Origin of the sequence: Bacillus sp. FSL P2-0099 (assembly GCF_038007445.1) — a bacterium.
In the GTDB taxonomy this organism is placed as follows: Bacteria; Bacillota; Bacilli; order Bacillales; family Bacillaceae_G; genus Bacillus_A; species Bacillus_A mycoides.
The window spans coordinates 3,268,357-3,280,810 of record NZ_JBBOXE010000001.1 but is presented as its reverse complement, the minus strand read 5'-3'; the positions used below and the strand labels follow the sequence as shown (position 1 = coordinate 3,280,810).

The 12,454-nt window shown below is 35.3% G+C and carries 14 protein-coding genes, 1 pseudogene and 1 riboswitch; of the genes and pseudogenes, 7 read left to right on the top strand and 8 right to left on the bottom strand.

Going from position 1 to position 12,454, the window contains the following annotated elements; all coding sequences use genetic code 11:
- Positions 1 to 246: 246 nt before the first annotated feature.
- On the top strand, positions 247 to 1,008 hold the full coding sequence (locus tag MKY90_RS16880; protein ID WP_341093273.1) for a glycosyltransferase family 2 protein: 762 nt from the start codon (positions 247 to 249) through the stop codon (positions 1,006 to 1,008).
- On the opposite strand, the gene MKY90_RS16875 is transcribed toward MKY90_RS16880, so the two are convergent.
- The 5 genes from MKY90_RS16875 to MKY90_RS16855 form a co-directional block, all read right to left on the bottom strand.
- Positions 977 to 1,900 (bottom strand): NAD-dependent epimerase/dehydratase family protein, encoded by a 924-nt coding sequence (locus MKY90_RS16875; RefSeq protein ID WP_215599462.1) that lies wholly within the window; start codon positions 1,898 to 1,900, stop codon positions 977 to 979. The genes MKY90_RS16880 and MKY90_RS16875 overlap by 32 nt on opposite strands.
- On the bottom strand, positions 1,897 to 3,120 hold the full coding sequence (locus MKY90_RS16870; protein ID WP_215599463.1) for a class I SAM-dependent methyltransferase: 1,224 nt from the start codon (positions 3,118 to 3,120) through the stop codon (positions 1,897 to 1,899). The genes MKY90_RS16875 and MKY90_RS16870 overlap by 4 nt, the downstream gene beginning before the upstream one ends.
- Positions 3,121 to 3,132: 12 nt before the next feature.
- Positions 3,133 to 4,188, bottom strand: coding sequence for a CDP-glucose 4,6-dehydratase (rfbG, locus tag MKY90_RS16865; protein ID WP_078422312.1), 1,056 nt, complete (start codon positions 4,186 to 4,188; stop codon positions 3,133 to 3,135).
- A 1-nt stretch (position 4,189) separates the two neighbouring features.
- A complete protein-coding gene (gene rfbF, locus MKY90_RS16860; RefSeq protein WP_002014025.1) occupies positions 4,190 to 4,957 on the bottom strand; it encodes a glucose-1-phosphate cytidylyltransferase in 768 nt (255 codons plus the stop codon).
- Positions 4,958 to 5,072: 115 nt separating this feature from the next.
- Positions 5,073 to 5,846: a glycosyltransferase family 2 protein gene (locus tag MKY90_RS16855; RefSeq protein ID WP_078176817.1), complete on the bottom strand. Its 774-nt coding sequence runs from the start codon at positions 5,844 to 5,846 to the stop codon at positions 5,073 to 5,075.
- Positions 5,847 to 6,062: 216 nt separating this feature from the next.
- Between MKY90_RS16855 and MKY90_RS16850 the strand changes: the two genes are divergently transcribed.
- From MKY90_RS16850 to MKY90_RS16835, 4 genes are all read left to right on the top strand, one after another.
- Positions 6,063 to 6,467: a MerR family transcriptional regulator gene (locus MKY90_RS16850; protein WP_078178706.1), complete on the top strand. Its 405-nt coding sequence runs from the start codon at positions 6,063 to 6,065 to the stop codon at positions 6,465 to 6,467.
- Positions 6,468 to 6,586: 119 nt separating this feature from the next.
- Positions 6,587 to 7,909 carry a hemolysin family protein gene (locus tag MKY90_RS16845; protein ID WP_002128314.1) on the top strand — a complete coding sequence of 441 codons (1,323 nt, stop codon included), beginning with the start codon at positions 6,587 to 6,589 and terminating at the stop codon, positions 7,907 to 7,909.
- A gap of 53 nt (positions 7,910 to 7,962) precedes the next feature.
- Positions 7,963 to 8,376, top strand: coding sequence for an ATP synthase subunit I (locus MKY90_RS16840; protein WP_002084378.1), 414 nt, complete (start codon positions 7,963 to 7,965; stop codon positions 8,374 to 8,376).
- Positions 8,377 to 8,596: 220 nt separating this feature from the next.
- Positions 8,597 to 9,148, top strand: coding sequence for a DUF2179 domain-containing protein (locus MKY90_RS16835; protein WP_002014015.1), 552 nt, complete (start codon positions 8,597 to 8,599; stop codon positions 9,146 to 9,148).
- 145 nt (positions 9,149 to 9,293) lie between these two features.
- Here the strand turns inward: MKY90_RS16835 and MKY90_RS16830 are convergent, their stop codons facing one another.
- On the bottom strand, positions 9,294 to 9,521 hold the full coding sequence (locus MKY90_RS16830) for a DUF3923 family protein (protein ID WP_002167942.1): 228 nt from the start codon (positions 9,519 to 9,521) through the stop codon (positions 9,294 to 9,296).
- A 75-nt stretch (positions 9,522 to 9,596) separates the two neighbouring features.
- Complete coding sequence (locus MKY90_RS16825) at positions 9,597 to 9,977, bottom strand: hypothetical protein (RefSeq protein WP_002128312.1); 381 nt, start codon at positions 9,975 to 9,977, stop codon at positions 9,597 to 9,599.
- Between the two features lie 419 nt (positions 9,978 to 10,396).
- Here MKY90_RS16825 and MKY90_RS16820 point away from each other — a divergent pair.
- Positions 10,397 to 10,855: pseudogene (locus MKY90_RS16820) on the top strand (methyltransferase domain-containing protein); the annotation flags it as partial.
- A gap of 146 nt (positions 10,856 to 11,001) precedes the next feature.
- Positions 11,002 to 11,970 carry a collagen-like protein gene (locus MKY90_RS16815; protein WP_341092004.1) on the top strand — a complete coding sequence of 323 codons (969 nt, stop codon included), beginning with the start codon at positions 11,002 to 11,004 and terminating at the stop codon, positions 11,968 to 11,970.
- A gap of 81 nt (positions 11,971 to 12,051) precedes the next feature.
- On the opposite strand, the gene MKY90_RS16810 is transcribed toward MKY90_RS16815, so the two are convergent.
- Positions 12,052 to 12,195: a hypothetical protein gene (locus MKY90_RS16810; RefSeq protein ID WP_000945246.1), complete on the bottom strand. Its 144-nt coding sequence runs from the start codon at positions 12,193 to 12,195 to the stop codon at positions 12,052 to 12,054.
- Between the two features lie 97 nt (positions 12,196 to 12,292).
- Positions 12,293 to 12,435, bottom strand: a riboswitch (cyclic di-AMP (ydaO/yuaA leader).
- Positions 12,436 to 12,454 lie beyond the last annotated feature (19 nt).

Genomic DNA, 12,454 nt, shown 5'->3' with positions numbered 1-12,454 from the left:
AAGTGTTGTAGTACATGAGCGCATTCCTCCTTCATAATTTTATAATGATATTATAACTTAATTTTCAGTTTATTGGGATGTTAATTGTACGGAGTTGATTCTTTAGAAAATGGTGGTTGTCGAAGAAAGCATAGTATATGGTAGAAAAACATATTTTAAAAATAAAAGAAACCAATTACATAACTGATAAGTATATTAAGAGTAGGATGAAAAAGTAGATTAATAGAGAAAGAGGAGGAGATTATTATAACTACAACCGTTATTTCTCATTTTTACAATGAAGAGTATTTATTACCGTGGTGGCTTATGCATCATACGAAACTGTTTGATCATGGTATTTTAATTAATAAAGGTTCTACAGATCGCTCTGTGGAAATTTGCAAAAAGTTCGCACCGCATTGGGAAGTGCGAGATTCTGAAAATCCAGAATTTGATGCACTAGCAACAGATCGTGAAGTAATGGGGGTTGAACAAGAGGTAGAAGGGTGGAAAATAATTTTAAATACGACTGAGTTTCTTTGTGTACAAGATAAAGAGCAGTTCTGGAAATCACTAAAAGACTTAGGAGGGAGGATGTACTGGTTAGAAGGCCTTATAATGGTAGAAAATCCAAACTATAATTATCCAAAACTTAGGTATAGTATTTCTCTAATGAAACAGCGATTTCACGGTTACTTGCCTGAAGATTGGGAGCTGTGGAGAAGAGGGAGGTTCATTCACAATCACGAATATGGAAGTTATACGGCTGGAAGACATTTAACTATGCATGAGTCTATGAATTACCCACCTTTTGCATGTATTGTATGGTTTGGATTTAGTCCGTGGAATGATGCGATCAAAAGGCGCAAATTACAAATCGGGCCAACTCTTTCTCAAGGTAGTATACATGCGGGAATGGGGACGCATCATATTATTACACCTGAAAGATTAGAAACATGGTATAGAGAACTAGCGGGAGGAACAAAGGATCTGCGTTTCAGTGATGCATATCGTTATGCTTTTTTATAAATGATTCCCACCAAAAAATAGTTTCCTCAATTCCTGTGTTTAGATCGTAAGTTGGTAGCCACTTTACTTCAGTTTTTAAACGTTCCACATTAACGCCGACAAATAAAGGTTCATCTTTAGGAAAAGGGATAGCACCTAGTTTAATTAAATTTTCTTTTCCTATCTTTTTGGCAATGATAGAAGCTAATTCTTTAATTTGTACAGAGTGACCAGAAGCGATATTTATCGTACCTGTAACGTTACACTGTAATAAGGTCACAAGAGCGTCAGCGACATCACTCACATGGAGAAAATCTCGAGATTGATTTCCATGTGTACATAGTGCTTCCTCGTTTTTTAATAATGAAGTGATAATGTTAGATACAAGTCGATTACCATGTTCGTAAGGGCCATACATATGAAAAATTCGGCCCCAACACATGCTGAGGCCGGTTTGTTTTGCGTACGATTGTAACCAGGAGTGCAATGCATTTTTACATAATGAATAAGGTGTTTTATAGGAAAGAAGCGGTGAATCTTCAAATAATACACCGTTAAACCACTCGTACTCAGCACCGGTACCTGCTACAACTACTCGTTTTCCACCACATGTTGTGAAGTGTTGGATTAAAGAAATACTGGACTGGAGCCAATAATAATTATTGATGGATACATAGCATTTGGGCGGCACTGCTTCCCAAGCTAAATGAAAAAGGTAAGTAGGTTTAATTTCGTAAATGAGTTTTTTTACTTCTTCATCGCGAAGTAAGTTTACTTTATGCCAATCGCAAGAAAGGTGAGAAGGCTTATTTGTATGGAAAGTGGCGTGCACTTCATAGCCCTTTTGTATAAGAGAATTTACAACATATTTACCAATCCATCCACTACCGCCTGTTACAAGGATTTTTTTCATGGCTCAATTACCTCAACTTCTGGAATCGTTACTAAAAATTTGCCGCCCCATTCACGAATGAAAGAGCATTCTTTCATAATTTCGTCTTTCAAATTCCAAGGAAGTATGAGAATGTAATCAGGTTTTGTACGTTTTATTTCTTCAGGAGATTGTATTGGAATGCGGGTTCCTGGTAGAAGGAGACTTTGTTTGTGAGGGTTTTTATCTACAGTATAATTTAGAAATTCTTTTCCTATCCCGCAATAATTTAAAAGGGTGTTTCCTTTAGCTGGAGCGCCGTAACCGATAATTTGTTTGTTTAAAGCTTTTGCTTCGATAAAAAACTTTAAAATACTTATTTTCAATTGTTCTATGCGTTTAGAAAAAAGGAGATAGCAATCTAAAGTATCTAGCCCGTAATCTATTTCTTTTTGGATTATATTTGTAACACTGGAATGGATAGTGGATGAGTCACTGTGATGGTTTACAAAAATACGCAATGAACCACCGTGCGTTGCAAGTTCTTCTACCTCGACAATTTGTAAATGATGATGAGCTAAAACTTTTTGAAGACTTATAAGAGAGAAGTAAGAGAAGTGCTCATGATAGATTGTGTCAAACTGTTTAAAGGATATGAGGTTTAATAAGTGCGGGAATTCAATTGTTATCGTGCCATCTTGTTTTAATAATGTTTTTAAACCGGCAACAAAATCATGCAAGTTTGGAACGTGTGCTAATACGTTATTTGCGACGATTAAATCAGCTTGTGGTAATTTTTTTGCTAAGTCATTGCTGAAAAAATTCACTTCAGTAGGAATTCCTTTTTGGATAGCGATTTCTGCTACATTTTTTGCTGGTTCAATTCCTAACGTTTTGATATTTTCTTTTTGAAAGTATTGTAATAAGTACCCGTCGTTACTTGCGATTTCAATCACTTTCGAATGGTTTGTTAAGTTGAAACGCTTAATCGCCATTTCTACATATTGCTTAGCGTGTAGTAGCCAACTGGAGGAATAAGAGCTAAAGTATAAATAATCATGAAAAATATTGTGGGGAGATTCAAATTCATCTAATTGTACAAGTAAACAAGAGTTACAAACAAACGTGTGTAGCGGATAAAATGGCTCCATTTTATAGGAGTGTTCTGGAGCTACAAATGAGTTAGCGAGAGGAGAAACGCCTAAATCTAAAAAAGTATTTGTTAGTAATGAGTGGCAAAAACGGCATTTTTTCTGTTCCATTTTATAGCCCCCTTATAAATTTTTGAATGCATTGATTTGTTGTCGCGTGAATGATTCTATATTTTCACCGGATGCATATTTTTCGTACCATTCAACGGTCCAAGCGATAGCATTTTCTGTGGATAGCTTAGGAGTCCAGTCCAGTTTATTTACTGCTTTTGTACTATCGAGTGTTAAAATAGGTGATTCATAAGGAGTATTTATAGTGGGAGAAAGTATTGTTAATGGTTTATTCCATAATTTTATTACAGATTGAATGACATCATGGACGGTTCTGTTAGCCTCGTTAATTGGTCCGAAATTCCATGCTTCTGCATACTCTTTATGCTTCCAAAGTTTCTCAGCTAAAAGGATATATCCATGTAAAGGATCCAAAACATGTTGCCACGGTCGGATAGCATTTTTGTTTCGAATACTTAAAGGACGGTCTTGTAAATATGCACGAATGATATCTGGGAATAAGCGATTTTCTGCCCAATCACCACCACCGATGACATTGCCTGCTCTTACTGAGGCGAGTGAAAGGGTGTTCGTGTGAAAAAAAGATTTTTGATATGATGTTGCAACTAATTCAGCGCAAGCCTTACTAGCACTGTATGGATCATAGCCCCCTAAACGGTCGGATTCTACAAATGCTCGATTACCGCTCCCATCATTCGCATAACATTTATCACTCGTAACATTAATAATGAGACGTACGCTTTCGACGTACTTTGCTGCTTCTAATACGTGAACAGTGCCTAAGACGTTTGTTTTAAATGTATCAATAGGATCTTTGTATGAAGTGGTGACGATTGGTTGAGCTGCTAAATGAAATATCATATCAGGTTTGTGCTGTTTTATGGCATGGAATAAAGAATCGTAATCTGTAATGTCTCCTTCAATTGTAATGCACTCTTTTGCTGCGTTACATTGTTCAAAAAGGTTAGGAGTGGAGGGAGGGTGAGAAGAGTAGCCGATTACTTCTACACCTAAAGAAGTTAAAAAAAGGGTGAGCCATGAGCCTTTAAAGCCAGTATGTCCTGTAATAAATACTTTTTTCTTATTCCAAAAAGATGATGAAGTCATATTACCAGACCTTCCATGGAGCGTCATTATTTTCCCATAGCTCGACTAATTTATTTTTATCGCGCAATGTATCCATGGGATGCCAAAAACCAGTATGCTGAAATGCTGCCAGTTCATTTTTGTTTACTAACTGAACTAAAGTTTCGGTTTCCAAAACAGACTTATCTCCACTAATGTAATTGAAAATATCATGATTTAAAACAAAAAATCCACCGTTAACCCATCCACCATCACCTAGTGGTTTTTCTTGAAAGGATGTGACAGATTGTTTATCTAAAACGAGAGAACCAAATCTACCAGGAGGTTGTACGGCTGTAACAGTAGCCATTTTTCCGTGTTTTTTATGAAATGCAATAAGTTCTTTTATATTTACATTACTTAATCCATCACCATAAGTGAGACAGAAAGGTTCGTCTCCAACATAATTTTTTATCTTTTTAACTCGTCCACCTGTTTCGGTATTTAGACCAGTATCAATTAATGTAACTTTCCATGGTTCTATAGGATGAGAATGGCTAGTAATTGTGTTATCGCTTAAATGTATTGTGAAATCTGACATGTGTAAGTTGTAATTTAGAAAAAACTCTTTAATTGCATATCCTTTATAGCCTAAGCAAATAATAAACTCAGTGATCCCATAATGGCTAAACAAACTCATAATGTGCCATAGAATAGGTTTTGTTCCAATCTCAATCATAGGTTTTGGTTTTAAATGTGTTTCTTCCCCAATTCTTGTACCGTATCCACCAGCAAGAATAACAGCTTTCATTTTTTCCTCCTAAAATAAAAATTTATAATATATACAGTATTCATATTTTATGCAAATGAGATTGTTTTTGATTAAGCGGATGAAATGGTGTGAGGTGATGACCATGCAAAAAACATTATGGTTTAAACTTTGGAAATAATTCTTGATATTCAGGATTATTACGGAGGTCTTGAGTTACGTTACTAAGCTCTAAAAAACGTGTTTCCAGTTCTTCAGGAGATTGACCGTAATGTGTTTGGAGTCCCATTTGAACACCTATTTTTGAAAGGGTAGGTGTAATTTGTAATTTTCTTGCCTTTGACTGTTCATTCCAAGGGCTAAAATAAAATTTTAAAATAAATGAAGGATAGTCATAAACTATATTCCCGTGCCGCGAATAATGTCTACCAGGTAAATATGCACCATCTAGATGATTGTGAATAAATCTCCAGGCACATCCGAGTTTTGGGTTATAAGGGAAGACGCCGTGGTATCGTTGTTCTACTAATGGGATAGAGTATCTTGGCTTTGAATAATTGTACTTATGGCTATCTATCATTAAAATCATTCTAATCGCATACATATTTTGTCCTAGTGCATGAAGAGATGAGAAAAACTCTTCTGTATTATTACAACAAAAGAATTCAGTAGTATTTAAAACGATTTTCCAACCTGAAATTTCTCTTTCAATTCCCATCACTTCAATATCAGTATTTGTTGGATCAAACTCAAGAAATCTGGAATCTCGCACTTCCCAGTGGGGTGCGAATAATTTACAAATCTCTACGGAACGATCAGTAGAACCTCTATTAATTAATATGCCGTGATCAAATATTTTTGTATGATGCATAAGCCACCATGGAAGTAGGTATTCTTCATTATAAAAATGAGAAATGATAGTTTTTTTAATATTAATCTCCTCCTATACAAGCAATCGTTATTAGTAAGGTATGCTGTTAAATAAGAAAGGTTGAAAGGAAAAAGCTGTATAGTTATAGATTAATTGTTTTTATTAATAAAGGATGAAATTTAGAAATTTGTGAATGATAACCATCACGTTTGACTGTACAGTTTATGTATTGTATGATAATAGTAATATAAACAAGGGGGGAAGATCGTTGGGAAGGTGTATCGAATCGGACAGTTGGCTCTCATGGCTCACGTGTCGAAACGAACGATTGATTATTATACGAATCTAGGTATCTTAAAAGCGGAGCGATCTCAATCTAATTATCGCTATTACGACGAAACAGCATTTGAGACATTACAATTTATTGAGAAGTGCAAAGAAATGCATATGCCGCTTTGTGAGATTAAAGAGAAGATCGAGGAGAAGAAGCTGCTCGGTATCAATGAACACGTTTCGAAACATGTGAATGAAGTGACAGACCATATTCATAGATTAGAAGCAGAACTAACAGAGTTAAAGCCTCTTTTAGATGAATTGACTGATTCACAACGTGAAAAAATATCGAAATCTTTATCTGGTCAAACGACAGCTTTAATACAGACACTTGCTCTATTATTATAGAATAAGTGAAATCCGACCTCTTTAATTTTTGTATCGGGCTATGTTTTCTAACGAACAAATAAGAAAACATTATAGTATACAGGAGGTGGACACCTTAGTTTTTTAACTAAGGGGATTCATTGGAAATATTTAATTTAGTCATGGTTGCGATTTTAATCGCATTTACTGGATTTTTCGTAGCAGCAGAGTTTGCGATTGTTAAGATACGTTCAAGTCGCATTGATCAGCTTGTTGCGGAAGGGAAACGCGGTGCGTTAGCAGCGAAAAAGGTAACAACAAATTTAGATGAATATTTATCTGCTTGTCAATTAGGTATTACAGTTACAGCTATGGGATTAGGTTGGTTAGGTGAACCGACAATCGAAAAGTTATTACACCCGTTATTTGAGAAATGGAACATAAATCCTTCTATTTCATCAGTATTAACTTTTGGTCTTGCTTTTATGCTAATGACATATTTACACGTTGTAGTAGGGGAATTAGCTCCGAAAACGCTGGCAATTCAAAAGGCTGAAAAAGTAACGTTGTTATTGGCAACTCCGTTAATGATGTTCTATAAAATCATGTATCCATTTATTTGGGTATTGAACGGTTCAGCTCGTGTTATAACTGGTTTATTCGGTTTGAAACCAGCTTCTGAACATGAAGTAGCTCATACAGAAGAAGAATTACGTCTTATTCTTTCGGATAGCTATGAAAGTGGCGAAATTAATCAAGCTGAATACAAGTATGTAAATAATATCTTTGAATTTGATAATCGCATTGCGAAAGAAATCATGGTACCGCGTACAGAAATCGTTGGTTTCTATCTTGAAGATTCAGTAGAAGAACACATGAAAGTAATCCAAAATGAACGATACACACGTTATCCGATTTTTGGAGAAGATAAAGATGATATTATCGGTATGGTCAACGTAAAAGATTTCTTTATTCGATATATGAACAACGATCAAGAAGATTTATCATCGATTCGCACGTATATGCGTCCGATTATTGAAGTTATGGAAACGACTCCAATTCATGATTTATTACTGCAAATGCAGAAGAAGCGAATTCCAATGGCTGTTTTATATGATGAGTACGGAGGAACAGCTGGAATTGTAACGCTTGAAGATATATTGGAGGAAATCGTCGGCGAAATTCGTGATGAATATGATGAAGATGAAGCACCACCAATTCAACATGTGAACGAGTATCATAAAATTGTTGATGGAAAAGTGCTTATCTCAGAAGTAAAAGATTTGTTTGGATTACACATTGAAGAAGACGATGTGGATACAATCGGTGGATGGATTATGATGCAAAATCATGAAATCGAAGAAGGACAATACGTTGAAGCAGAAGGCTATGAATTTAAAGTGTTAGAAAAAGATGCTTATCAAATTAAACGTGTTGAAATTCAAAAAATGGAACAAGAACAAGAGAAAGCAGCAACTGTGTAAGTTGCTGCTTTTCTTCTGACACATAATAAAATGTGAAATTAGGAGCGGATATTTTGATTCAAGTAGCCTTACGTGTATATCGATTACAATTGTATACGATCTTTAGTGGTTTACTACTAATGTGGGCGGTTACTCCGTTTGGGAAACAAGTGACAGGGTTCGGTATCGGTTTAGCAGTTAGCGCATATTGTCTTTGGCTATTAGCTCGCAGAGTGGAGAAATTAGGAAGAAGTATCGTGATGAAAGAAAAGGCTCCTGGATTAGGAGTTCTAAACCGATTTGCAGCCGCAATATTAGGGGCTATCATTATGTTTGAAATTGAGCATGAAATGGAAATGTGGGCATTCGGTACTGGAATATTGGGTGGACACTTTTTAATGATTGCGAATTTAGCCTATGCAAATATGCAGCTAGTAAAAGAAGAAGAGAAGCAAAAGGAAAATGCTTCGAAAAACATAGAACTCTGATGAAAGGGACCTAATCAGGTTCCTTTTTTGCGTTTAAAAATAAATGATATAATACGAATGATTTACTGGTACTTATCGAATTTATGCCAAACATAATACGCTTATTTTTGGGGCATTTCAATAGTATGAAAAAAAATTAAAAAAAATTAAAAAACCCATCGATTTCTAAAGCTTATGTATGTTATCATGACAAAAGAATTTGCGAAAGAGGTGGATACCAATGTTACAAGCTTTACTTATTTTTGTGCTTCAAATTATTTACGTTCCAACTTTAACAATCCGTACGATTTTGCTTGTAAAGAATCAAACAAGATCCGCTGCAGGTGTAGGATTGTTAGAAGGGGCTATTTACATTGTCAGTTTAGGTATTGTGTTTCAAGATTTATCAAATTGGATGAACATTGTTGCCTATGTCATCGGCTTTAGTGCGGGACTATTATTAGGCGGTTATATAGAAAATAAATTAGCAATTGGATATATTACGTATCAAGTTAGTTTGCTAGACCGTTGTAATGAATTAGTAAATGAATTACGCCATTTTGGATTTGGCGTTACAGTATTTGAAGGTGAAGGAATAAATTCTATACGTTATCGCTTAGATATCGTTGCAAAGCGTTCTAGAGAAAAAGAACTGTTAGAAATTATTAATGAAATTGCACCAAAAGCATTTATGTCTTCTTATGAAATCCGTTCGTTTAAAGGTGGATACTTAACGAAGGCGATGAAGAAGAGAGCGTTGTTGAAGAAGAAGAAAGATGAACATGCATCGTAAAAAAAAGGAGTAGTATGGCTTAAAAATAAGTTTATAACCATAATCCTATATGAATACGAAAATGTAAAAGAGAGGAATCTATTTTTTGAAAAATTCCTCTCTTTTTTTATGATTTCTCGTATAATTCTAAAAAAATTATGTATGATTATTTTTTATTGCTCTTTCTCAAATTAACAATTAGCCATATAGATTGAATAATTATCGGTAATATAAATGCAATTAATAAAACGATAAATGCCACTAATTTAAGCTCTGGTGTTTGAGTAACACCAGCACCATCAACCTCTCTTAGCCAAATGATAGCTGCCAATATCCCAAAAATGGTAATCCAAAATATGTTACCAATCCACCAAAAAATCCATCGTCTTTTCATATTAGCACCTCTTATATTTACCCTCTGTTAAAAGTATATTTTCGGTTGTTATATTTAAATGAAATAACTATAAAACTACTTTTTTTCAACTGTATATCTAACTTGTTTAAAGGTTGCCATGTCTCCATCTTCGTTATCATCTTTCGTTTGCAAAAGTTGAACTCTTGGCTTGTAGTCTGTCCTATGAGCGTGCTCGATATCTTTAATGTTAAGTTTGTAGGATTCACCATTATTTATTTTTTTTTCCAATACTTTTTTATTGGCAACATAAATAAAAGTTACTTTATTTTCATCAATACCTTCAGTCTTAATTTCTAATTCATTATCTTTTGTTGTAATCGTTGGTGTTAATAATTCAATACTGCCGCTTCCGGTTTCTAAAGAATTTTCTACTATAGTTGAACATCCGGATAAAATGATTCCGATGAATAGAAGAACAATTAATTTCTTTTTCATAACATCCCCCAATTTCAAGTGATTTTTGATTTTGGTATTGCTAGACTGCTAGTGTGGAACGTAAATGTTTAGCTAGCACTTTTTATTGTACCATAATATGTAAATTAATATAGGTTATATATCCAATTTAAGGGAGAGTGAAAAGTTTACTTATTGTTGAGAATCAGTATTTTTACAGTAGGTATTTATTTTCTTTACAAAGCGGTGTTGATAAAATCATTACGAATTGGATATCCAAATATATGATGAAATGTAGACAGGAGAAAGAGCTTAATACGAAGCAATCTTATTTTTATAGAAATTACAATTTTTACATATTAAAATAATGATAGGGAATAGATGAATTCATTCACTTCGGAGGTAGTTACTTGAACATTAACAAGAAGGCAATTGAAATGTTTGAACAAAATGAATATGAGGAAGCAATGGAAGAGGAAGTGGATATTCCGAAAGGGTATTTTGATATTGTATATTCCATTTATGCATTAGGTTGGACTTCAGATTTAGGAAAAACGTTGGAACTGATTCATTCATATGTAAAGCCAGGAGGAAGCTTTGTTTTTAGTTGGGAGCATCCGGTATATTCAAATTTACAATATGGTACAGAAGAAATTGCTTTTAAGTCTTCTTATCATGAGGAAACTCCTATTACGTTTGAAACATTTAAAGGAGAAAATGTACAAGCGACATTATATAAGAGAAAAATAAGTACATACATAAATGAGTTAAATAGAGTGGGATTTACAATTGAGAGAATAGAAGAGCCTGAACCGTCTCGTGTATTTGATGAAGAAGTAGCTACACCTTCTACGAAATATTATTCTTTATATAAAGCTAGAATGGTACCAACTACTTTTATTATTAAGGCGAGGAAGTAAAATGCTTTATAAAAAGAAGCCTATCATTTCAAATAAATGAAATGATAGGCTTCTTTATTTTTAAAAAATGAGGTCAAAGATGTACTTTTCATATAAAAATGCATTTCATATAAAAAGTGTAATTATTTTGGGGAAGGGGGATTGTTGTGCGTCATCATAGAAAGTGCAAAAAATTTGGAGTGGCACTGCCTCTTCCACTTGAAGGAGCAACAGGCCCTACTGGTAACAGTGGTCCAACAGGCCCAACTGGAGGGCATGAAGGTCCGGTCGGGCCTCCGGGAATCACTGGACCTAGAGGAGCAACTGGTCCACAAGGTCCTCAAGGTATTCAAGGAATCCAAGGTCCACAAGGGATAACGGGGCAGGCAGGAGCAACTGGATCGACGGGAGTAACAGGTCCACAAGGTCCACAAGGAATTCAAGGTCCACAAGGTGCCACGGGAGCAACCGGAACAACCGGGGCAACTGGAGTAACAGGTTCTCAAGGAATTCAAGGAGTGCAAGGTCCACAAGGAGTGACCGGATCGACTGGAGCAACTGGATCGACTGGTTCAACAGGTGCGACTGGACCGACAGGGATACAAGGAATAAGAGGAGTAACCGGTGCAACCGGTTCAACCGGAGTAACGGGTCCAACAGGTGCGACTGGCCTAACGGGCTCAACCGGAGCAACTGGATCATCCGCTATATCAACAGGTGGTGGGTATTTCTTTTCTACATCAACAAGTACAATTGTAGCAAATGCCAACATTCCAATTAATTCAGGATCTACTGTATATGGAACTGGTGTATCTTTAACTAGTGCTACAACTGTCACAGTATCCACATCAGGAATATATTTAGTAAGCTACTATTTCCAAGGGGATGCAAGTGGTGGGAATGAGACAGTATCTGTCAGATTGCTATTAAATGGAACTCAAGTAACAGGGAGTTTTATACAAAATGTAACGACATCAACTGTAGTAATCGAACCAGCTATTTCAAATACACTTCTTGTGAATGTCGCGAGCGCAAATTCAACGTTAATATTACAAAATGGCCCATTAGGTGTTGGGCATGTGACCACTATAGCAGGCACGATTACAGCAAGTTTAAATGTAGTGAGGATATTATAAAAAGTATAGGGAATATAAAAAACACAAGGAATGTCTTTATAGACACACCTTGTGTTTTTTAATATTAAATAAACATTTTCTTTATCTTTTCGGTTGAAAAATATGCTGAAAGAAGTATTTGTGATGTAAGTTATCTACAACTTTATTTGCTTGATATGTGCGGTGTTGTTCGAGTCGAAGTCTTTGCTCCATCATTTTTATTGCGTGATCTGATAAACGTAACATTGTACCAGTCTCCTTTTCTATAAATATAGTTTTCTGATTGATATCGATTCCATATTTATAACTAAGGAGGCAAAGTGTGTAACATAGGCAAAAAGCACCTTCCTCTCCCATTACGCTTACGAGGTTAGCTGTCGGACTCGGGAAGTGAGAGTTTCCCTACTTAAAAAAGATTCGCCCCAAGTAGCATAGCTACAAAAATGGTTCCCCCGCTCCAAAATTTGGATTCAGCAAAAGGTTGTATAAAGTAAAAAATAACATA